This window comes from Curtobacterium sp. LFS079 (assembly GCF_047977865.1).
Taxonomy (GTDB): Bacteria; Actinomycetota; Actinomycetes; order Actinomycetales; family Micrococcaceae; genus Arthrobacter.
The window spans coordinates 1-21004 of record NZ_JBFPFO010000018.1 but is presented as its reverse complement, the minus strand read 5'-3'; the positions used below and the strand labels follow the sequence as shown (position 1 = coordinate 21004).

Genomic DNA, 21004 nt, shown 5'->3' with positions numbered 1-21004 from the left:
GCCGTGAGAAGAATGTGGATCCCCGAGCAATGAGCCCGATCCCTCAGATGCGCCCGTGGAAACCATTGATGTGACGCCGAGTCACATTGATGAGGACGTTGCGGAAAGCTGGGACAACGAGGGCGGCTCCGACCGTACTGCACCTGCAGAACAATACGGAAGCAACAACCTCCAGTAGGGGTCCCGATCCGGACCCCATTTCAGCCACAGCCGTTCCCACGTTTTCGCGGATCCGACAGTGCATCCAAGAGAAACGTTGGCCAAGAAGCCATGACCATTACCCATTACCAGCCCCTAACCCTTAGCGGCGTTCTTGCCTCTGCCCTGCCCCATGACATCGGCACAGCGAAAGGCTCCACCATCTACACCGTCCCGGCAGCCTTCTCCCGTAGGCCTCAAGCCCGGGAACTGGACCTTCTCCACGGCGCGGCCGTAGCCAGGAGTCTGGCCGAAGCCGGCTACAGCGAGGTCGAACTGCGCGTCTCGGACAGACGCCTCCTGATCACCAACACCAACCTCGAAGAGCTCAAAGCCGGTTTGGCCGTCCTCGTGGGCAAAATCCTTCGCGAAGTCTCCGAACGGGCCTCGCTCGAGCGCACCACCCGCGCAGAAGAACTGGATGCTCTGGCCCTGATCGAAGAACACCGGCTCGACACGGTGAACGCGTCCGCTGCAGAAGTCCGCTTCGACTAGGAGTCTGCGGAATTGGTGTGCCTTCACGGGTGCCAGCGGATTCCTCGCGAACCGCGGGTCGTAGGCGAGTAGTTCGCCGGCCTACGACCTGTGCCAAACGGGCTTAGCGCCGCATTGCGTTTCGCTCAGTGCCGACGCGCGGGTGGTGCGTTGCGGCGGACTGAGCCGGGGCTGTGAACAGTCGTAGCTCTGCCAAGGTTCCCGAGACCACACCCGCTGCACGCGCTTGGACCAGCACATTGCCCAGGGCCGTCGCCTCTACCGGTCCGGCGATGACGGTCCTGCCTGACGCGTCGGCCGTCAGCTGGCACAGGAGCCGGTTCTGGGAACCGCCTCCCACGATGTGGACCACGGCGGCCTGCTTTCCGGAGAGCTGTTCGGCGCTTGCCAGTGCACGGGCGTAGCCGGCGGCCAGGCTGTCCAGGATGCAGCGGACGACGGCGGCTGGCCGGTCCGGCAGGACCGCACCGGTTAGCCTCGCTGCCGCCCGGATCCGCTCGGGCATGTTGTCCGGGGCGATGAATACGGGGTCGTCGGCATTGACCTGCGGTCCCCCGGCGGGCAGTGCGGCGGCCGCGTCGAGAAGCGTGCCCAAGTCCTGCCGGTGTCCCTCGGCCTCCCATGCCCGCTGGCATTCGCTCAGCAGCCACAGCCCGCCGACATTCCGCAGGTAGCGGATGGTTCCGTCCACGCCGCGCTCGTTGGTGAAGTTGGCAAGCCGGCTTGCTTCGCTCAGGACGGGTTTATCCAGCTCCACGCCCACCAGGGACCACGTACCGGAGGAAACATAGGCGAAGTCCGTATCCACGGCCGGGACTGCGGCAACTGCCGAGGCGGTGTCGTGCGAGCCGACGGCGACCACCGCGGTGCCGGCCGGCAGGCCGGTCCGGGCGGCAATTTCCGGCAGCAAAGTTCCGATGGTTTCACCCGGTTGCACCAACGGTGGAAAGAGCGCCAGCGGCAGGCCAAGGGACTCGAACAGGCCCGTGGCCCACTCCCCCGCAACGGCGTCGAAAAGGCCTGTGGTGGAGGCGTTGGTGGCTTCGGTCCGGCGCTCTCCGGTAAGCAGGAAGACAATCAGGTCCGGAATCAACAGTGCCTGCAGCCCTTCAAGGGACGTCTCCGTGGCCAGCTGGTAGATCGTGTTGAACTGGAGGAACTGCAGGCCGGTGGTGGCGTACAGGCGCCCAGGTCCGAGGACCCGATGGACCCGCTCGACGGCGCCGCGGCTGCGATCGTCACGGTAGCTGTACGGCTGGGCCACGAGTTCACCCGCGGAGTTGACCAGGCCGTAGTCCACGGCCCAGGTGTCGATTCCGACGCTGGCGATCCGCTCTCCGCGAGCGGCGGCCGTTCCTGCGGCCGCCGCTAGCCCCGTCAGCACCTCGGCGTAGAGGGCGTCGAAATCCCAGCGGAGGCCGCCGTCGAGCTCCATCACGCCGTTGGGGAAACGGTGCACGGTTTCCAAGGAGGCGCCTGTATCCTCACCGATACGTCCCAGCATGACCCGCCCGGAGGACGCTCCGATGTCGACGGCGACGAACACGGGCGGCGCCACCGCCGCCCCGGCAACTGCCGGAGCGGTGCCCGCCGCGGAACCGGCGCTCATCGCAGGAAGGCCGCGGCGACGCCGGCGTCCACGGGGATATGCAGGCCGGTGGTGTGCGACAGTTCGTTGCTGGTCAGCACGGCGGCGGCGTTGGCCACATGCTCGGGCAGGACTTCGCGCTTCAGCAGTGTGCGCTGGGCGTAGTACTTGCCCAGTTCCTGCTCGTCGACTCCGTAGACCGCCGCGCGCTTGGCGCCCCAGCCGCCGGCGAAGATGCCCGAGCCGCGGACCACGCCGTCAGGGTTGATGCCGTTGACGCGGATGCCGTACTCGCCTAGTTCCGCGGCGAGGAGCCGGACCTGGTGGGCCTGGTCGGCCTTGGTGGCGGAATAGGCGATGTTGTTCGGGCCGGCGAACACGGAGTTCTTGGAGGAGATGTAGACGATGTCTCCGCCCAGGCCTTGGTCGATCATGACCTTCGCCGCGGCCTTGGAGACCAGGAACGAGCCCTTGGCCATGACGTTGTGCTGCAGGTCCCAGTCCTTTTCGGTGGTTTCCAGCAGCGGCTTGGAGATGGACAGGCCGGCGTTGTTGACCACCAGGTCCAGGCCGCCGAACGCGAGCACTGCTTCCTGGATCGCGGCGGCGATCTGCGCTTCGTCGGTCACGTCGGCCTGGACGCCAATGGCGACGTCGGGTCCGCCCAGTTCCGTGGCGACGGCCCGGGCGTTCTCGAGGTTCAGGTCGGCAATCACCACGCACGCGCCGTCGGACGCCAAGCGGCTGGCGATCGCCTTGCCGATGCCCGACGCCGCACCGGTCACCAAAGCGATACGGGTCGCGTGGGACTTGGGCTTGGGCATCCGGGCGAGCTTGGCTTCTTCCAGCGCCCAGTATTCGATGCGGAACTTCTCGGATTCCTCGATCGGTGCATAGCTGGAGATGGCCTCTGCGCCGCGCATCACGTTGATGGCGTTGAGGTAGAACTCCCCGGCCACGCGGGCGGTCTGCTTGTCCTTGCCGTAGGAGAACATGCCCACACCGGGAATCAGCACGATCGCCGGATCAGCGCCCCGCAAAGCCGGGGAGTCGGCGTCGGCGTGCCGGTCGTAGTACGCCTGATAGTCCTCGCGGTACTCGGCGTGCAGCTCCTTGAGACGCGCCACCGAGTCCTCGATCGAGGCACCCGCCGGCATGTCCAGCACCAGCGGCTTGACCTTGGTGCGCAGGAAATGGTCCGGGCAGGAAGTGCCCAGCGCACCCAGCCGCGGGTGCTCGGCGGATTCGAGGAATTCCAGCACGACGGCGTCATCGCTGAAGTGCCCCAGCTGCGGTTTGTCCGTGGAGGCCAGGCCGCGGATCACGGGCGCGAGGGCGGCAGCTTTGGCGAGGCGCTCGCCGTCCGGCAGCGCGGCGTAGCCGGGAAGCTTAGGCCCGAAGGGCTCGGCCTTGCCGTTCTCGGCGATGTACCTCTCGGCGGTGTCGATGATCCACAGCGAGTTGGCCTCTGCTTCTTCGCTGGTCGCGCCCCACGCCGTAATGCCGTGGCCACCCAGGATGGTGCCGATGGCCTGCGGGTGGGCTTCCTTGATCGCTGCGATGTCCAGCCCGAGCTGGAAACCGGGACGGCGCCACGGAACCCAGACAACCTTCTCGCCGAAGATCTTGGACGTCAGCGCCTCGCCGTCCACCGCCGTCGCGATCGCGATGCCCGAGTCCGGGTGCAGGTGGTCCACATGGGCCGCGTCCACCAGGCCGTGCATGGCGGTATCGATCGACGGTGCTGCACCGCCCTTGCCGTGCAGGCAGTAATCGAAGGCAGCCACCATTTCGTCTTCACGCTCGACGCCGGGGTATACATCCTTCAGTGCCTGCAGGCGATCCAGCCTCAGAACAGCCAGGTTTTCGGTCTTCAGCGTGCCCAGGTCGCCGCCGGAGCCCTTGACCCAAAGCAGTTCGACGTCCTGGTCCGTCACGGGGTCCGTCCCGGTGCCCTTGGCGGACGTGTTGCCGCCGGCGAAATTGGTGTTCCGCCTGTCCGCGCCAAGGCGGTTGGAACGGGTGATCAGGTCTTCAACGGTTTTGTTCGCTGTGTTCTGCATGTTCATGCTCTTTATGCGCCCCATCCGGCTTGCTGGCCGCCTGCGCGGTCCTCGTTGATCTTCTTCTGGTAACCGCTGGCCTTGCAGGCAGCGATCGGGTCGGCGGGCAGGCCGCGGGATTCACGCCACTCGGCCAGGGCCGGGCGGACATCGGTGTAGAAGGCATCGTTGAAGATGCCGTTGGCGGCCAGGACATCCCCGGCCCGCCGGGCCTCGGCCAACGCTGCGGTGTCGATGAGCAGTGCGCGGGCGGTCATTTCCTGCACGTTCAGGACCGAACGGATCTGACCCGGGATCTTTTCCTCCAGGTTGTGGCACTGGTCAAGCATCAGGGCGACGCCGGAGTCCTTGGCCAGTCCCCCTCCGCGGATCACTTCGTGCATGATGCGGAAGAGCTGGAACGGATCCGCCGCGCCGACGATCAGGTCGTCGTCGGCATAGAAGCGCGAGTTGAAGTCGAAGGAACCAAGCTTGCCCAGGCGCAGCAGCTGCATCACGATGAACTCGATGTTCGTGCCGGGAGCGTGGTGACCGGTGTCCAGGCACACGAACGCCTTCTCCCCCAGCGCCGCCGTCTGGGCGTAGGAGGTGCCCCAGTCGGGAACATCGGTGTGGTAGAAAGCCGGCTCGAAGAACTTGTATTCAAGGACCAGGCGCTGCCTGTCGCCGAGGGCGGCGTAGATCTCCTGGAGGGACTCGGCCAGCCGGTCCTGGCGTCCGCGCATATCGTCCTGGCCCGGGTAGTTGGTGCCGTCCGCCAACCAGACCTTCAGGTCCCGGGAGCCCGTGGCATGCATGATCTCGATGCACCCAAGGTGGTGATCGATCGCGCGGCGCCGGACGGCGTCGTCCGACGCCGTCAGCGAACCGAACTTGTACTCGTCATCCTGGAAAGTGTTCGAGTTGATCGTGCCCAGCCCGACACCGAGGCTTTCCGCGTACGCACGGAGCTCCGAGTAGTCTTCCACCTTGTCCCATGGAATGTGCAGGGCGACCGTGGGCGCCAAGCCCGTGAGCTCATGGACCTTCGCGGCGTCGGCCAGCTTCTCCTGGACGGTGCGCGGCGTTCCCGGCGTGCCGAACACCTTGAAACGTGTCCCCGAATTGCCATATGCCCACGAAGGGACTTCGATGGCGAGCCCCTCGAGGCGTGGCAGGATGCTGGACAACAGTGTCATGGGCGGACCTCTAATTCCAAGGGCGGACGATTCAAGGTGAACCGGTCTCCCGCTGCCTTTTGAATCGTTTCATAAGTTCGTTTCAAATGTAAGTTGTATCTAGTAACGTGTCAAGGGTCAAAGCGGAAACGTCAGGAGGCAGGGTGCGCTCGGCAAGTGTGAAGGATGTCGCCGACCGGGCGGGGGTTGCGGTGGGCACGGTCTCGCACGTGCTGAACCATCCAGAGAGGGTCAGCCCCAGGACCAAGGAGAAGGTCCTCCGCGCGATCGATGAGCTTGGCTTCGTGCGCAATGATGCTGCGCGTCAGCTCCGCGCCGGACGAAGCCGGACGATCGGCTTGATCATGTTGGACGCTGCCAACCCGTTCTTCGCGTCCCTGGCGCGGGGTGCGGAAGATGCGGCCGCCGTCGAGGGCAATTCGATCGTCTTCGCCAGCAGCCGCCACGACAAGGAGCGGGAATCCCGCTACATCGACCTTTTCGAGGAACAGCGCGTTCAAGGCCTGCTGATCACACCGGTCGGCGACCTCACCGCCCGGGTGGCTGAGCTGAAGACGAGGGGCGTCTCCGTCGTGCTCGTTGACCGTGAGGGCGATCCGGCCCTGTACAGCTCGGTTTCCGTGGACGACGTCCACGGCGGATACCTGGCCGCAACACACCTGCTGGAGCAGGGACGGACGCGGATCGCCTTCGTCGGTGGCGGACGGCACCTGCAGCAGGTGGCCGACCGTCTCAGGGGGGCAGAGAAGGCGATCGCCGAACATCCGGGAGTCTCCCTGGAGTTCCTCCCGACCGAAGACCTGGACGTGCTCGCCGGGCGGAGCGTGGGCGATGCCCTGGTGCAGCGTCCACGCCACCTCTTGCCGGACGGGATCTTCTGCGCGAACGATTTGCTGGCCACGGGCGTCATGCAGTCCGTGCTGCTGCTGAATTCATTGCGCATTCCGGAAGACGTGGCCCTGATCGGCTACGACGACATTGCTTTCGCGCGCTCGGCAGTGGTGCCCCTGTCCTCCATCCGCCAGCCGGCGGAAGAGATCGGGCGGACCGCCATCCGCTTGCTGGCACAGGAGCTCGAAGACCCCTCCGGGGCCCGGGAGCACGTAGTGTTCAACCCCGAGCTGGTGGTGCGGGCCAGTACGAGCACGCTAGCTCCCGCTGCACTCCCCTAAGGCCGTGAATGAGCCGCGTCCCGGAGTCCCGGGACGCGGCTCGCAATTTCAGATCATCCCTCGTTGCCCGCAGGCGGGCGATCCAACTGGTCCTCGAGATGGAACACCTCCGTCAACTGAACGAAGCCTTCGTCGGGCGCTCCCTCAAGGTCATCGAAGAATTCCGCCATTTGGGCCTGCCACCGCGCGTTGACGTCCGTTGCGGCCATCCGGCTCCGGGCCGCGTCAAGGTCTTCCGTTTCGAAGTAGCCGATCAGCAGTCCGTCGGGCCGGAGGAAGAGCGAGTAGTTGTGCCATCCGCTGTCCTTCAGCGCATGCAGCATCTCCGGCCAGACCTCGGCATGGCGCTGCCTGTATTCCTCGGTGCGCGCGGGTTTGACCTGGAGCTGGAAACAGACGCGTTTCATGGTCCCGTTCAGCTCAGGGAACTGACGGGAACGGCATCCATGTCGTCAAAGGACTGGTTCTCCCCCGCCATGGCCCAGATGAATGAGTACGCCGCGGTGCCGACGCCAGAGTGCAGCGACCACGACGGCGAAATCACTGCCTGGCGGTCGGCGACAAGGAGGTGGCGCGTTTCATCGGGTTGGCCCATCAGGTGGATCACGCGGGCCTCCTCCGGCACATCGAAGTACAGGTAGCATTCCGTGCGCCGGTCGTGCGTATGTGCCGGCATGGTGTTCCACATGGAGCCCGGGTGAAGCTCGGTGACGCCCATGACGATCTGGCAGGAGCGGACTCCCTTCTCGTGGATGTACTGGTTCAGTGACCGGCGGTTGCTGGTGAGCTGGTCACCGAGTTCCCGCACGGTCCCCTGCCCTTTCAGGACGAGCTGGGTTTCGTAACTGGTGTGGGCGGGTGCGCTGAACAGATAGAACTGCGCACCATTGGCCTCGCCGTCAGCGGTCGCGCCATCAGTGTCGGAGAAGACGACGTCCCGGGTTCCGCGGCCGATGTACAGGCACGCGCCGTTGGGAAGGGTGTAGCCATCGCCGTCGGCAGTGACGGTGCCGGTGCCGCCGATATTGATGATGCCGATTTCCCGGTTGGCCAGGAAGTAGTCTGCACGAAGTTCGTCGAACGCCGGCAGCCGAACCTGCTTGCCTGCAGGCACGGCGCCGCCGACCACGATCCGGTCGTGGTGCGTGTAGACAGCCTTCACCTCGCCGGGCACGAAGATGTCCTCGACGAGGTACCGGGCGCGGAGGTCCTTGGTGTCAAAGCCGGGCAGCTGGTCCGGGCTGGTTGCGTAGCGTTGTTCCATGAGTCATTTCTCCAGTTGAAGGGTTGTGTCTTCGGTGCGGAATCAGCGGACGAGCCAGCCGCCGTCGACGGGGATGATCGCGCCGTTCAGATAATCCGACGCCGGTGAGGCCAGGAAGACGAACGCGCCCTGCAGATCCTCCGGGGTGCCCCATCTTCCGGCCGGGATGCGCTCCAGGATCGCCTTCTCGCGGTTTGAGTCCGACCGGATCGGTGCCGTGTTTTCAGTGGCCATGTAGCCGGGCGCAATCGCGTTCACATTGACACCGTGGGCGGCGAGTTCGTTCGCGAAGGACTTCGTCAGCCCGGCCACCGCGTGCTTGCTGGCCGCGTATGCGGGGACCAGGATGCCGCCTTGGAAAGACAGCATCGAGGCGATGTTGATGATCTTTCCTCCCCCTTGGGCTACGTATCGCCTCGCTGCGGCCTGCGAAAGGTGGAACACCGCATCAAGGTTCGTCGCCAGCACGGCATCCCAGTCCGAGGACGGATGCTCGAGGAGTGGCGCCCTCCGGATGATCCCGGCATTGTTCACGAGGATGTCGATCCGGCCGAGAGTGTCGACGACGGACTGCACCGAGGCATCCAACTCCACTGGTGTTGCCGTGCCCAGGTCCTGTTCGATGATCTGGACCCGGCGGCCTGCAGCCTTTACCAATTCGGCGGTCTCTTCTGCCCGGGCCCGGTTCAGGAGCGCGACGTCGGCACCCGCCTCGGCCAGCGCCACTGCGGCGCCCTGCCCCAGCCCGCGGGACGAGCCCGTCACCAAGGCGACCTTTCCGTCAAGCCGGAATGAATCGAGAACCATCAGTTCCCCTCTCTCAGTAATAGGTCCGCAGGTACTCTGCCAGGCACAGGATGGCCATGGCCTGCCCGTACGGCATCGATGTCAGCGGAATGTCGCGGTAGAAGTCCAGGTCCGGCCCCATGCCGGTGCCGAAGGAGACCTGCTGAAGTTCGCCGTCGTCGGAAATGTTCGAAATGACCGCGCGGACGGCCTTCTCAGCCACCGGGCCGTGCTTCGGCTCGATGTAGCCCCTGCGCACCGCCTTGAGGATTCCGTACGCAATCCCTGCCGTTGCCGACGCTTCAAGGTACGACGAAGGATCATCGAGGAGGGTATGCCAGAGCCCGGAGGCGTCCTGCAGTTTCGCAAGGGCAGACACCTGGGCGTCCAGGACTTCAAGCAGGAAGCGGCGAACCGGGTCGTTTTCGGGAAGGTCCACCAGCTCGAGGAAATCGGGGATCACCATGGTCAGCCAGGAGTTGCCGCGCGCCCAGCGTGCCTTGGCGAAGTTGTGGTTGCCCTCGAAGGACCAGCCATGGAACCACAGACCCGTTTCGCGGTCCATGAGATATGCCACGTGCGTCAGGAACTGGAAGGTGGCCTCGTCCACGTAGTCCTGCCTGCCTAGGAGCAAACCGATCTTGGTCAGCGGCAGGACGGTCATCATGAGCGTGTCGTCCCAAAGCTGGTGGTGGTTTTCCTCCGCGAGCGTGATGTGCTGCATGCCGCCGTGGGGCGTACGCGGCATCTCCCGCATGGCCCACTCAGCCCAGGAATCCAGCCACGGGAGGAGTGTGCGCTCCTGCGTCTCTTCGTAGCGGCACGCAAGCGTCAGGAACGGCGCCATGGTGTTGACGTTCTTCGTCGTGCCTTCGGCCAGCCGGGCTTCGAACCAGGAATCGATGATGTCCCGCATCTTCGTGTCGCCGGTCTGGTCGTAGTATTGCCAGATTCCGTAAAGCCCGACGCCATGCGTCCACTCCCAGCCCGCCCAGCCTTTGGTGTCGATCACCCTGCCGTCATCGAGCCGGAGCAGGAACTGCCCCGTCTCGTCCGTGATGTGCACCAGATTGTCCGTGAGCCGTTGCACCAGTTCCTGGAGTCCGCCCCGGGAGATGAAGCGCTCGGGTGCCCGCAACAACGGACTGTGTTTCACAGGCCATACCGTCTGTGGTCCTTCGGTCGTTTCAGTCATCACCGTTCTCCGTGTCTTGCGTGGGTTGTCATCGTGATTCGTCTACGGGCCTTCCGCGTTGGCAGTTACCCGGCTTTCTGTCCTTCGAGGTCTGCAAGCGACTTGCCCTTCGTGTCGGAGGACAACAGGGTCGCTACAGCAGAAGCGATGCAGATTCCGAACGTGGTCAGCCCGATGACGAGAGGAACGTTCGCCGTCCCGGGAGGTGCGATTGCCGTGAAGATGCTCGGGAAGAAGGAGGCGATCATCAGACCGATGTTCTGGGACACCGCGAAACCAGTCACCCGGATCCGCATGGGGAACTGCTCCTGGAAGAACGTGGCGAAGGTTGCGTTCCACATCTGGAAGAAGATCCCCTGGACCACCACGACACAGATGAAGACCAGGACCAGGCTCCGCTGCTCAACCGCCCACAGATAGCCCCCGGCCAGGAGGCCACCGCCGATACCGCCGGCCACCATGAGCAGCCGCCGGCCGATCCTGTCCGAAAGCGCACCGAACAACGGGATCGTCAGGACCGCAGTGACGTTGGCCAGCAACGAGACCCACAGGAAATCGCTGCTGGAAAAGCCGATGCCATAGCCCTTCTGCGTCGCATAGGAAACACCGAAGATCAGGGTCGCCATTCCAACTACGTTGGTGAAGGTCATGATGATGCAGCGGACCAGGACCCAGGGGCGGATGCGCAGCAGATCGAAGAACGGGAACCGCTGCTTCACCGCCGCGCTGCTGGCCTGGGCCAGATATGCCGGCGGTTCCTGGACCCGGCGCCGGATGTAGTAACCCGCAAGAATCACGATGGCACTAAGAAGGAAGGGAACGCGCCAGCCCCACCCGTGGAACTGCTCTTCGGGCAAAAGCGCGGCCAGCGGAAGAAGGACGCCGGTGGCCAGGATGGAGCCGACCTGGGTTCCCTGGAGGCTGAAGCTCGCAAAGAAGCCACGCCTGGCGTCCGGCGAGTGTTCCACGATCATGGCACTGGCGCCGCCCAGCTCCCCCGCCACTGCGAACCCCTGGATCAGGCGCAGTGCGACAAGGAGGGCGGGAGCGAGCAGCCCCACCTGGCCATACGTGGGCAGGAGTCCTACGGCGAAGGTCGCGAAACCCATCAGCAGCATTGCAAAGACAAGCACGTGCTTGCGCCCATGTTTGTCGCCGTAGGCTCCGAGGACTACGGCACCGACGGGGCGGGAAACATAACCCACTGCGTACGTGGCAAGCGAGGCGATGATCGCGACGGTCGGATTCTCGGAGGGGAAGAAGATCGAGGGAAAGATCAGCGTCGCTGCAAGCGAGTACAGGGCGAAGTCGTAGTACTCAAGCGCGCTCCCGATCCAGCCGCTCATCGCGGCCTTCTTCGGGTCTCTCCTATCGATGGTTGCGTCCACGTTGGGGCGGACATCCCCTGGAGGCATGGTGCTCATTGGCTGATCCTTCGTCGTCTTTGGCAAGGAGCCGGAAATCCGGTTGGTCTTCGTGAATGCTGGGCGGCCGGAGCCTTGCAGGCCAGGAATTTCACGTTTTGAATCGATTCATAAATCATAGAAGGTGACGACTGTTACGTCAATGACTCCACGAATAGCCCTGAAATACGGAGAAATCCGGCTCTGATGCCGCACCCGGGAGGGTCGGGAAAATGTTCGTAACGCAAACTCGACTGAGACGATTCAATCCTTTGGGCGGAGCTGTCCGGTATTCGTTCCCCAGGGCGGTCATGCTGTTTGGGCCGGTTGCCGGCCGCAGCGCGGGGCCGGGTCTCACCGGGTGGGCGGAGGCTGCACTGCCTCCGCCCACCCGGCCGCTACCCGTCTGCCGGCTGGGCGCCTGCGATGTTCACAAGCCAGGCGATGCCGAACTTGTCCGTACACATCCCGAAGGTATCGCCCCAGGGAGCTGCCTCAAGCGGCATGGCCACCGTGCCGCCGTCGGACAGTTTCTCCCAATAACCGCGCAGTTCCGCCTCGTCACTGCTGTCTCCGCTGAGGGACACCGAGATGTTGTCTCCCGGGTTGTAGGACATGGCATTCGGCGTGTCCGCAGCCATCAGCACCAGGCCGTTGTCCGAAACGAGCATGGCGTGCATGACCTTGTCCGCCTCGGCGGGGTCCTGGCTGGCCTGGAACTCACCGAACGTGCTGATGTTCAGTTCCCCGCCAAACACCGACTCATAGAAGGTGATGGCATCCCGGGCGTTGTCGCGGAAGGAAAGGTACGGGTTAAGACGTGTTGCCATTTTCTTTTCTTCTCCTCTTTCGCTGATACTGCTGATTTGGTGCCTGCTGCCGTCAGTTTCCGTCGTATGCCCGTTGCAGGAGCCCCAGGTCGAGCTTCTGCATCTTGAGCATGGCTTCCATGGCCCGCTGGGAGCCTTCAGGGTCAGGACCTGAGAGCAGGCCGGGCAGTGCCGTCGGGACGACCTGCCAGGAGACGCCGAACCTGTCCTTGAGCCAGCCGCACTGGCTCTCCTCGCCACCGGCAGTCAGGGCCTCCCAATAACGGTCGATCTCTTCCTGCGAGCCGCAATTGATAACGAAGGACACCGCCTCGGTGAAGTTGAACAGCGGTCCGCCGTTGAGGCCAAGGAATTCCCGGCCTTCGAGACTGAACTCAACCGTCTGGGCCTTGCCGTCCGGACCTGGCGTCGTGGTGCCGATTGATGAATCGGGGAAAATCCCCGTGTAGAAGGCTGCGGCTTCCTCGGCCTCGCCGTCGAACCAAAGACAGGTGGAAATCTTCTGCATGACTATGCGTCCCTCCCATATGCTGATGGCGCTTTGAGCCCCCGATTGAGGCTAGCCCGCAGACACCTCCAGCACAACGGTCCGTCAGTCGCCCGCGGCCGGCGTGCGCGATACCAGCGCCACGGTGTTGCCTTCGCTGTCTTCAATGAATGCCATCCACTCCTCGGTTCCCGCGGGACCCAAGGTCGCGTCAGGGTGGATGAAGATCAACTGCGGCCGTGCGACGACCTTCACTCCGGCCTGTTCAAGCCTGAAAAGAGCCGCCGTAAGATCAGGCTGCTCCAGATAGATCAAGGCGGAAGGTGCTCCGTGTTCAAGGAGCAGCCGGACGCCGCCGAGGTCGAAGAACACCAGGCCCGGTTGCTCGAATCGTGCAACCGGCCCCGCACCCAGCAAATGCGAATAGAAAGCGGTGGCCCGCTCGAGGTCCACCGCGCGCTGCGCGATCTGGATGACTTTCATGGATCCTCCCGCCGTTGACCGTCCAGCCCCATCCTGCTCCCGTGGAAACCCGGCTTCAAGGCCGTGGGGATTCGGAACGGGAATGCCGGCGGGATAAGGTCTGAACATGCCTTCAAGCCCCCGCGGATCCCTACTGCCCATCTCCGCTGCCGTCATCGATGCCGCTTTGATTTTGCTGTTCGCGGCAATTGGCCGGGACACCCACCAGCGCGGAGAATCCGTGCTCGGGGTCGTGGACACGGCCTGGCCGTTCCTCGCCGGCGCAGCAGCCGGCTGGCTGATTGCCCGGGCTTGGCGCGCCCCGCTTCGGACCTGGCCGGCCGGCGTCTTGATCTGGATCAGCACAGTGGCCGGGGGCATGCTGCTCCGGCTGGCAAGCGGGCACACCGCCGCCGTCGCATTCATCGTGGTCGCCTTGATCACGCTCGCGGTCTTCCTGCTCGGATACCGCCTGCTGTGGGCCCTGGTGGTCCGGCTGCAGACGTCCCGCCGCCGGTCCTGAGCCCGGGCAATGCATTAGGCTTGCACTCGTCCACCGACGCACCGGCTCATCGCCGCATGTAGGAAAGGCCCCACAGTGATCACTGCCTTTGTCCTGATCAAGACCGACGCTTCCCGCATTCCGGAAACAGCCGAGGAGATCTCGGCGATCCAGGGCATCAGCGAGGTCTACTCCGTCACGGGCGAGTGGGACCTGATCGCGGTGGCGCGGGTGGCGAAGCATGAGGAACTGGCCGACGTCATCGCCGACCGGCTGTCCAAGGTTCCCGCGGTCGTGCACACCACGACCCACATCGCGTTCCGCGCATACTCCCAGCACGACCTCGACGCCGCATTCGCGCTCGGCTTCGAGCAGTAGGCGCAGCGGCATCACGCCGAAGGGCTCAGCCTTGGCTGAGCCCGATCCAGGTCTCCAGGACCTTCGCGGCCGCTCCGGAGTCGACCGACTCGCCGGCCCGCTTGTAGGCGGCGTCCATCCGTTCGAGCAGGCTTCCTTCGGCCGTTTCGGCAAAGGCCACCAGTCCGGCGGCGGCGTTAAGCAGGACGGCGTCGCGCACGGCGCCCGGCGCTCCGTCCAGGACGCTGCGCACGACGGCGGCATTCGCCTTCGCGTCGCCGCCCTTCAGTTCGTCGATGGTCGAGAACGCTATCCCCAGCTCGGCGGGCGAGAAACGCTGTTCCCGGACCTCGCCGTCACGGATCTCCCACACGGTGGATGGGCCCGTGGTCGTCAGTTCGTCCAGCCCGTCTTCCCCTCGGAACACCAGTCCCCTGCTCCCCCGCCGGGCAAGCACACCGGCCACCAGCGGTGCCATCGACGCATTCGCGACGCCGACGGCCGAGGCCTGCACGTGGGCAGGGTTCGTCATGGGGCCCAGGAAGTTGAAAGCAGTGGGGATTCCGAGTTCCTTCCGCGGCACCGCGGTGTGCCGGAAGGACGGGTGGAAGACCTGCGCAAAGCAGAACGTAATGCCGGCTTCCTCGGCATTACGGGCAACGCGGTCGATCGGAAGGTCCAAGCGGACCCCGAGCGCCTCCAGCACATCCGCGGAGCCGGAAGAGGACGACGCCGCGCGGTTACCGTGCTTGACGACCCGCGCTCCGGCTCCGGCCGCCACGAGGGCCGCCATGGTGGAGATATTGACGGTGTTAAGTTGGTCACCGCCCGTGCCGACGATGTCGAGCTTTTCGCCCGGGATGGACACCGGATTGGCGTTGGCGAGCATGGCCTCGACAAGGCCTGTGACTTCCTCGACCGTTTCGCCCTTGGAACGGAGTGCGACCAGGAAACCTGCAATCTGGGACGGAGTCGCTTCTCCTGACATGATCGTGTTCATCGCCCACGCCGTGTTCTCGAGTGAGAGATCCTGTTTCCTGATCAAGGCGGCGATGAGGCCTGGCCAGGTGTTGTTTGCCTGCTGCTCGGATGCCGGTGAAGTCACCACTTGATGCTAGCGAGGGAGCCGGGTAGATGACCAATGTGAAAGACGGCGGGAACTTTTCCGCGCGATTTCGCGTGTTTGTAGAAAAAGTGCTCCCAAAAGGCGGTTCGCGTTGGGAACTCAGGACTTTTACAGACATAATGTCCTTGTGACATCTGCGACCCATGCCCCCAGTACCCCGGCGCACCCGACGCTGAACCGCCCCAATCTCGTTTCCGTTGGAACGGTTGTTTGGCTGTCCAGTGAGTTGATGTTCTTCGCCGGCCTCTTTGCCATGTACTTCACCCTGCGCTCCACTTCCGGAGCGCTGTGGGCTGAAGAGACCGCCAAGCTCAACTTCCCGTTTGCGCTCGTCAACACCATCGTCCTGGTAGCAAGCTCCTTCACTTGCCAGATGGGTGTCTTCGCTGCGGAACGCCTTGAGCCGCGCCGCCGGGGCGGTGTGTTCCAGTTCGCCCGTTGGGGCATGAATGAGTGGTTCGTCCTCACGTTCCTCATGGGTGGTTTCTTCGTTGCCGGGCAGACCACGGAATACGCGATGCTTGTCTCCGAGCACGTTTCGCTATCCTCCAACGCTTACGGCTCTGCCTTCTACATCACCACCGGCTTCCACGGTCTGCACGTCATCGGCGGCCTCATTGCCTTCCTCTTCATCATCGGCCGCGCGTTCGCTGCCAAGAAGTTCGGGCACTTCGAAGCCACGTCGGCAATTGTCACCTCTTACTACTGGCACTTCGTGGACGTCGTGTGGATCGGCCTCTTCCTGGTCATCTACGTCCTCAAGTAGCAAGGCTTGGCCCTTGCCACGCAAGGGCCTGAACAACAAAGAAGCGGCTCCCGAAGCCGACGCAGGATCGAATTAAGGAACCACCACGTGAAGGCACTCTCGCAGAAGCGACGTCACCCACTGGCAGCCATTGCGCTGCTGCTGATGGGACTCCTCCTCACTGGTGGGCTGTACGCCGTCGCCACGACGGTCAACCAGGCCAAGGCAGAAACCACCACCTTCAGTGCAAGCGACACCGAAGAGGGCAAGAAGCTGTTCGAGGCCAACTGCGCCACCTGCCACGGCATGGGCGCCAGCGGATCCAAGGACGGCCCTTCGCTGGTCGGTGTTGGTGCAGCTGCGGTTGACTTCCAGGTTGGCACCGGCCGCATGCCCATGCAGATGAACGGCCCCCAGGCCCAAAAGAAGCCGCTGCAGTTCAACGAAACCCAGACGAACCAGCTGGCTGCCTACGTCGCTTCCCTCGGCGCAGGTCCGGCCATTCCCGAAGAACACCTCCTCGACGAGAAGGGCAACGCAGCCGAAGGCGGCGAGGTGTTCCGGACCAACTGCGCCATGTGCCACAACGCTGCAGCTGCCGGTGGTGCCCTCACCCGGGGCAAGTTCGCTCCGGCCCTGGCAGACGTGAGCGGCAAGCACATCTACGAAGCCATGGCCACCGGCCCGCAGAACATGCCGGTCTTCAACGATGCCAACATCTCCCCCGAGAGCAAGCGCAACGTCATCACCTTCCTGAAGCAGATCGAGGCTAACGGCTCCCCCGGCGGTGCCGACCTTGGCGCGCTCGGCCCGGTGTCGGAAGGCCTGTTTGTCTGGGTTGCCGGGCTTGGCGTGATCATCGCGTTCACCATCTGGCTGACTTCCCGCTCGTCCTAAGCGGCGCGTCCAGGAATTTCTGCTGCCTGAACGCAGCAGCTTTGAATTGAAAATCCCCCCGGCACCTGCCGGGACAACGAGAGAAGGATGAGGCGAATTATGGGCAACCATAGTGACGGCAGTCCGAACCACTCGGGCACCGTAGCTACGGCTGGTCAGAATGAAGTGGAGAAGTTCCAGGACCCTGGGCTTCCTCCGCATCGTTTGCGCCTGGCTGACACGGACCCGAAGGCCGCGAAGCGAGCCGAGCGTCAGGTAGCCATTCTGTTTGGCGTCTCAATTGTCGGTACCTTGATCTTCCTTGGCGCGTACTTCGCCATCGATCTCGGCAACGACTCGACGATTGCCGCGATCCGCAACCAGAACCTGCTGCTGGGCCTGGGCACCGCCTTCGCGATGCTCGGCATCGGCACCGGCATCGTCCACTGGGCCAAGGCCCTCATGCCGGACCACGAGGTCTCGGAAGAGCGCCACGCGATCCGCACCGAGGAAGACCGCCAGGCTGCCGTGCGCATCGTGGACGACATCGTCGAAGAGACCGGCATCAAGCGCCGGCCGCTGATCCGCAACACCCTCCTGGGTGCTGTCGCCCTGGCTCCCCTGCCGGCAATCGCCGTGTTCGGGGACCTCGGTCCCCGCCCGGACGACAAGCTCGCACACACCATGTGGGCTCCGCAGGAGGGCAAGCTCAAGCGCCTCACCCGCGACCCCGACGGCACCCCGATCAAGGCATCCGATGTGACCATCGGCTCGGCGTTCCACGTGATCCCGGAAGGCCTCAACGAACTCCACGAAGGCAAGCTGAACGAAAAGGCCAAGGCCGTCGTCCTGCTCATGCGCCTGAACCCGGACTCGCTGAAGATCTCCCCCGGCCGCGAAGACTGGAGCTACAACGGCATCGTTGCCTACTCCAAGATCTGCACCCACGTCGGTTGCCCGGTTGCTCTGTACGAGCAGCAGACGCACCACCTGCTGTGCCCCTGCCACCAGTCGACCTTCGACCTGACCCAGGAATGCAAGGTCATCTTCGGCCCGGCCAGCCGCCCGCTCCCCCAGCTGCCCATCGCAGTTGACGCTGAGGGCTACCTTGTCGCCACGAGCGACTTCAAAGAACCTGTAGGACCGAGTTACTGGGAGCGTGACGAGCATGAGCGCCGCATCAACAGCTGAAGCCCCCTTCGTCGCCAAGACCAAAGTTGGCCGCTTCACGGACTTCGTTGACGAGCGCGTCGGCGGCTCCGGAATCCTCCGCGAGTTCGGCCGGAAGGTCTTCCCGGACCACTGGTCGTTCATGTTCGGCGAAGTGGCGCTGTACTCCTTCGTCATCCTGCTGATGTCGGGTACCTTCCTGACGTTCTTCTTCGACCCGTCCATGGCGGAAACCCACTACCAGGGTTCCTACACGCCGCTGTACAACGTCGAGATGTCGGTGGCCTACAACTCGTCGCTGAACATCTCGTTCGATGTCCGCGGCGGCTTGTTCTTCCGCCAGGTGCACCACTGGGCAGCACTGCTCTTCGTGGCCTCGCTGGGTGTCCACATGCTCCGCGTGTTCTTCACCGGCGCCTTCCGCAAGCCGCGTGAAATGAACTGGGTGGTCGGCGGCGTGCTGCTGATCCTGGCCATGGCTGCCGGCTTCACGGGCTACTCGCTCCCCGACGATCTGCTCTCCGGCAACGGCCTGCGCATCATCGACGGTGTCATCAAGTCCATCCCGGTCATCGGAACGTACATCTCGTTCTTCCTCTTCGGCGGCGAGTTCCCGGGTACGGCAATCATCGGTCGCCTGTACGTGCTGCACATCCTGCTGGTTCCGGCACTCATTCTGCTGATGATCGTGATCCACCTGTTCATGGTCGTGGTCCACAAGCACACCCAGTACCCAGGCCCGGGCCGCAACGACGGCAACGTCGTCGGCTACCCGCTGGGCCCGGTTTACGCGGCCAAGGCCGGCGGCTTCTTCTTCATCGTGTTCGGCGTGATCGCATTGATGGCGGCAGCATTCACCATCAACCCGATCTGGAACTACGGCCCGTACGACCCCTCCCCGGTGTCCGCCGGTACCCAGCCCGACTGGTACATCGGCTTCGTAGACGGCGCCCTGCGCCTCATGCCCGGTGTGGTCAACGACTTCCACTTCGAGTACGTGATTTTCGGCCACGTCCTGACCCTGAACGTGCTGCTGCCGGCCCTCGTTCCGGCAGGCATCATCTTCACGGTCCTGTTCACCTACCCGTGGATCGAACGCTGGATCACCAAGGACAACCGCGAACACCACGTGCTGGACCGTCCGCGCAACGCCCCGACCCGTACGGCGATCGGCGTGGCGGGCTTCACCTGGTACTGCGTGATGTGGGCAGCCGCCGGCTCCGACCTCATCGCCACGCACTTCCACGTGGCCCTGAACGACGTGACCTACTGGCTGCGCGCCCTGTTCTTCATCGGCCCGATCATTGCCTTCACGGTCACCAAGCGCGTCGCACTCGCCCTGCAGCGCAAGGACCGCGAGATCGCCCTGCACGGCCGCGAGACCGGACGCATCGTCCGCTTGCCCCACGGCGAATTCATCGAAGTCCACGCACCGCTTGACGATTACAAGCAGTACAAGCTGGTCGGCTTCGAGTCCCTTGCTCCGATCCCGGCCCAGCCGAACGAGCACGGTGTCGTGACCCGCAAGGAGAAGCGCCGCGCGGCACTCTCCAAGTGGTTCTTCGAAGACCGCGTTGCCCCGGCAACGCCTGCTGAAGTGGAAGCCGCCCATGCACACGGCCACCACGAAGCCATCGAAGGCGCCGAGCAAAAGAGCCTGAGCCACTAGTTCCGACGCAAAAGAAGGGCCCCGTCCAATCGGACGGGGCCCTTCTTGCATCTGGTCCCGGTTTCCGACACCAGCTCCTAATAGCCTGTGCGCTGTCCCCTGGTGGGCCGCACGCCCGGACGCTGCAGCGGAACCCAGAGCTTGTAGCGGTCAGCGCGGTAATAGGACACCGAATAGTCCACCATGGCCCTGGCCACGAAGGCGTGGCGCTGGATCTTGAGCAGCGGCGATCCCACGTCGACGTTGAGCAGGCGCGCCGTTGACGGCGAGGCCGCCGTGGCCTCGATCATGTCCTCCCCCCACTCCATGACGAGGCCGTATCTCTCGCTCAGGACGTTGTAGAGGGACGTCGGCGGGGCTTCATCCAGGAAACCCGGGACACGGTGTGCCGGGATGAAGTTCTCGTCGACGCTCATTGGCTCATTGTCGGCCAACAGGAGGCGCCTGAAGCGCACCACGGGAGTTCCCTCGTCCAGTTGGAGTTCGCGGGCGAGGAAGGCGCTGGCAGCGATCTGCTCAAAGCTCAGCACCTTGGCTGCGGGCACCATCCCGCGACGCTGCATTTCTTCACTGTAGGAAGTCAGTTTCACTTGGAGGTCCAGTTTGGGCTTCCGGACGAAGGTCCCGAGGCCGACCACCCTTTCGATGATCTCCTCGCCCACCAGGGCGTCAATCGCCTGGCGCACGGTCATGCGTGCCAATCCGAACCGTTCGGAGAGGTCCCGTTCCGAGGGCAACGCCGCGCCTGGCCGGCATGAGTCCGTGATGAACGTACGAAGGATTTCGCGCAGCTGGACATAGATCGGGACACCGCTCTTGCGGTCGATTTCCCCGATGATTTTCGAAGCGTCAACGGACACGGCAGACCACGGGTCCAAAGGCGGGTAATTCCATAGGACAAGCGTAGGCGAATCCCCCGCGACCATGCTCCGCCGGGCGTCCGCACGAACACTGCTGCGTTAGGCTTTTAAGGATCATTTTCACCGGGCGGCCCCGTTCCGCCAGAGCAAAGGAGCCGGTTTGCCGGAGCACAAAGCCACTGTCGCCGCGGAGATCGGCCTTCACGCACGTGCGGCGGCCGTGTTCGTCAGGGCGGTGACGGCCACGGGCCTCCCGGTCACCATCAGCAAGCCGGGGCATCCCGCCGTCGACGCCCGCTCGCTCCTGGAGGTCATGACCGAGGACTTCGCCCACGGCTGTGACGTGATCCTGGACGTCACGGCAGACGCCGTCCCCGCCGGGACGAGCCCGCGCGAGGTGGATGATGCCCTCGAGTCCCTCGCGGCGCTCCTGGAGGCCCCTGACGCCCGCTGAGCGGGCCATCTCCTTCCGGACCCGGTCCAGCCTGCAGCTATCCGGTTAAACAGCTATCTATTAAACAGCGACGGGGGGGGGCCCCCGGGCTGGGGGGGGCGCGGCCGCGGGGGTGGGGGGGGGG

Annotated in this window: 22 protein-coding genes; 9 read left to right on the top strand and 13 right to left on the bottom strand. The window is 64.3% G+C overall.

Annotation, left to right across the window (positions count from 1 at the left end):
- The first annotated feature begins 270 nt into the window (after positions 1 to 270).
- Complete coding sequence (locus ACNQPB_RS19185; RefSeq protein ID WP_498754018.1) at positions 271 to 693, top strand: hypothetical protein; 423 nt, start codon at positions 271 to 273, stop codon at positions 691 to 693.
- 103 nt (positions 694 to 796) lie between these two features.
- On the opposite strand, the gene ACNQPB_RS19180 is transcribed toward ACNQPB_RS19185, so the two are convergent.
- Genes ACNQPB_RS19180 through rhaI form a run of 3 tightly spaced genes read right to left on the bottom strand, consistent with a single transcriptional unit; the run spans position 797 to position 5522 of the window.
- Positions 797 to 2302: a rhamnulokinase gene (locus ACNQPB_RS19180; protein ID WP_498754017.1), complete on the bottom strand. Its 1506-nt coding sequence runs from the start codon at positions 2300 to 2302 to the stop codon at positions 797 to 799.
- Positions 2299 to 4350 carry a bifunctional aldolase/short-chain dehydrogenase gene (locus ACNQPB_RS19175; protein WP_498754016.1) on the bottom strand — a complete coding sequence of 684 codons (2052 nt, stop codon included), beginning with the start codon at positions 4348 to 4350 and terminating at the stop codon, positions 2299 to 2301. Before ACNQPB_RS19175 ends, ACNQPB_RS19180 begins: the two co-directional genes overlap by 4 nt.
- Positions 4351 to 4355: 5 nt before the next feature.
- Positions 4356 to 5522 (bottom strand): L-rhamnose isomerase, encoded by a 1167-nt coding sequence (gene rhaI, locus ACNQPB_RS19170; protein WP_498754015.1) that lies wholly within the window; start codon positions 5520 to 5522, stop codon positions 4356 to 4358.
- Between the two features lie 143 nt (positions 5523 to 5665).
- Between rhaI and ACNQPB_RS19165 the strand changes: the two genes are divergently transcribed.
- Complete coding sequence (locus tag ACNQPB_RS19165; RefSeq protein WP_498754014.1) at positions 5666 to 6694, top strand: LacI family DNA-binding transcriptional regulator; 1029 nt, start codon at positions 5666 to 5668, stop codon at positions 6692 to 6694.
- Positions 6695 to 6747: 53 nt separating this feature from the next.
- Here the strand turns inward: ACNQPB_RS19165 and ACNQPB_RS19160 are convergent, their stop codons facing one another.
- The 8 genes from ACNQPB_RS19160 to ACNQPB_RS19125 form a co-directional block, all read right to left on the bottom strand.
- Positions 6748 to 7101, bottom strand: a complete 354-nt coding sequence (locus ACNQPB_RS19160) for an L-rhamnose mutarotase (protein WP_498754013.1) — start codon at positions 7099 to 7101, stop codon at positions 6748 to 6750.
- 8 nt (positions 7102 to 7109) lie between these two features.
- The gene (gene kduI, locus ACNQPB_RS19155; protein ID WP_498754012.1) at positions 7110 to 7958 is read right to left on the bottom strand and encodes a 5-dehydro-4-deoxy-D-glucuronate isomerase; all 849 of its coding nucleotides are present in this window, start codon (positions 7956 to 7958) and stop codon (positions 7110 to 7112) included.
- Between the two features lie 42 nt (positions 7959 to 8000).
- On the bottom strand, positions 8001 to 8765 hold the full coding sequence (gene kduD, locus ACNQPB_RS19150; RefSeq protein WP_498754011.1) for a 2-dehydro-3-deoxy-D-gluconate 5-dehydrogenase KduD: 765 nt from the start codon (positions 8763 to 8765) through the stop codon (positions 8001 to 8003).
- Positions 8766 to 8778: 13 nt separating this feature from the next.
- On the bottom strand, positions 8779 to 9939 hold the full coding sequence (bglB, locus tag ACNQPB_RS19145; protein WP_498754010.1) for a beta-galactosidase BglB: 1161 nt from the start codon (positions 9937 to 9939) through the stop codon (positions 8779 to 8781).
- Positions 9940 to 10004: 65 nt separating this feature from the next.
- Positions 10005 to 11363, bottom strand: a complete 1359-nt coding sequence (locus ACNQPB_RS19140) for an MFS transporter (protein WP_498754009.1) — start codon at positions 11361 to 11363, stop codon at positions 10005 to 10007.
- A gap of 377 nt (positions 11364 to 11740) precedes the next feature.
- A complete protein-coding gene (locus tag ACNQPB_RS19135; protein WP_498754008.1) occupies positions 11741 to 12172 on the bottom strand; it encodes a VOC family protein in 432 nt (143 codons plus the stop codon).
- A 52-nt stretch (positions 12173 to 12224) separates the two neighbouring features.
- Complete coding sequence (locus tag ACNQPB_RS19130; RefSeq protein ID WP_498754007.1) at positions 12225 to 12680, bottom strand: VOC family protein; 456 nt, start codon at positions 12678 to 12680, stop codon at positions 12225 to 12227.
- A gap of 84 nt (positions 12681 to 12764) precedes the next feature.
- Positions 12765 to 13142 (bottom strand): VOC family protein, encoded by a 378-nt coding sequence (locus ACNQPB_RS19125; RefSeq protein ID WP_498754006.1) that lies wholly within the window; start codon positions 13140 to 13142, stop codon positions 12765 to 12767.
- A gap of 106 nt (positions 13143 to 13248) precedes the next feature.
- On the opposite strand from ACNQPB_RS19125, the gene ACNQPB_RS19120 reads away from it, so the two are divergent.
- Together ACNQPB_RS19120 and ACNQPB_RS19115 are read left to right on the top strand one after the other, a co-directional pair.
- The gene (locus ACNQPB_RS19120) at positions 13249 to 13644 is read left to right on the top strand and encodes a DUF3054 domain-containing protein (protein ID WP_498754005.1); all 396 of its coding nucleotides are present in this window, start codon (positions 13249 to 13251) and stop codon (positions 13642 to 13644) included.
- Positions 13645 to 13719: 75 nt separating this feature from the next.
- Complete coding sequence (locus ACNQPB_RS19115; RefSeq protein ID WP_115789157.1) at positions 13720 to 14001, top strand: Lrp/AsnC family transcriptional regulator; 282 nt, start codon at positions 13720 to 13722, stop codon at positions 13999 to 14001.
- Positions 14002 to 14026: 25 nt separating this feature from the next.
- Here the strand turns inward: ACNQPB_RS19115 and trpD are convergent, their stop codons facing one another.
- Positions 14027 to 15085, bottom strand: coding sequence for an anthranilate phosphoribosyltransferase (gene trpD / locus ACNQPB_RS19110; protein ID WP_498754004.1), 1059 nt, complete (start codon positions 15083 to 15085; stop codon positions 14027 to 14029).
- Between the two features lie 148 nt (positions 15086 to 15233).
- Here trpD and ctaE point away from each other — a divergent pair, with 148 nt between their 5' ends.
- From ctaE to qcrB, 4 genes are all read left to right on the top strand, one after another.
- Entirely contained in the window at positions 15234 to 15872 is a 639-nt protein-coding gene (gene ctaE, locus ACNQPB_RS19105) for an aa3-type cytochrome oxidase subunit III (RefSeq protein WP_498754003.1), read from the top strand.
- An 87-nt stretch (positions 15873 to 15959) separates the two neighbouring features.
- Positions 15960 to 16748, top strand: a complete 789-nt coding sequence (qcrC, locus tag ACNQPB_RS19100; protein WP_498754002.1) for a cytochrome bc1 complex diheme cytochrome c subunit — start codon at positions 15960 to 15962, stop codon at positions 16746 to 16748.
- A 99-nt stretch (positions 16749 to 16847) separates the two neighbouring features.
- The gene (gene qcrA, locus ACNQPB_RS19095; RefSeq protein ID WP_498754001.1) at positions 16848 to 17918 is read left to right on the top strand and encodes a cytochrome bc1 complex Rieske iron-sulfur subunit; all 1071 of its coding nucleotides are present in this window, start codon (positions 16848 to 16850) and stop codon (positions 17916 to 17918) included.
- Positions 17896 to 19566 (top strand): cytochrome bc1 complex cytochrome b subunit, encoded by a 1671-nt coding sequence (qcrB, locus tag ACNQPB_RS19090; protein WP_498754000.1) that lies wholly within the window; start codon positions 17896 to 17898, stop codon positions 19564 to 19566. Before qcrA ends, qcrB begins: the two co-directional genes overlap by 23 nt.
- 77 nt (positions 19567 to 19643) lie before the next feature.
- Here the strand turns inward: qcrB and ACNQPB_RS19085 are convergent, their stop codons facing one another.
- Positions 19644 to 20426 carry a GntR family transcriptional regulator gene (locus tag ACNQPB_RS19085; RefSeq protein ID WP_498753999.1) on the bottom strand — a complete coding sequence of 261 codons (783 nt, stop codon included), beginning with the start codon at positions 20424 to 20426 and terminating at the stop codon, positions 19644 to 19646.
- A gap of 160 nt (positions 20427 to 20586) precedes the next feature.
- Here ACNQPB_RS19085 and ACNQPB_RS19080 point away from each other — a divergent pair, with 160 nt between their 5' ends.
- Positions 20587 to 20880, top strand: coding sequence for an HPr family phosphocarrier protein (locus ACNQPB_RS19080; RefSeq protein ID WP_498753998.1), 294 nt, complete (start codon positions 20587 to 20589; stop codon positions 20878 to 20880).
- Positions 20881 to 21004: the final 124 nt, after the last annotated feature.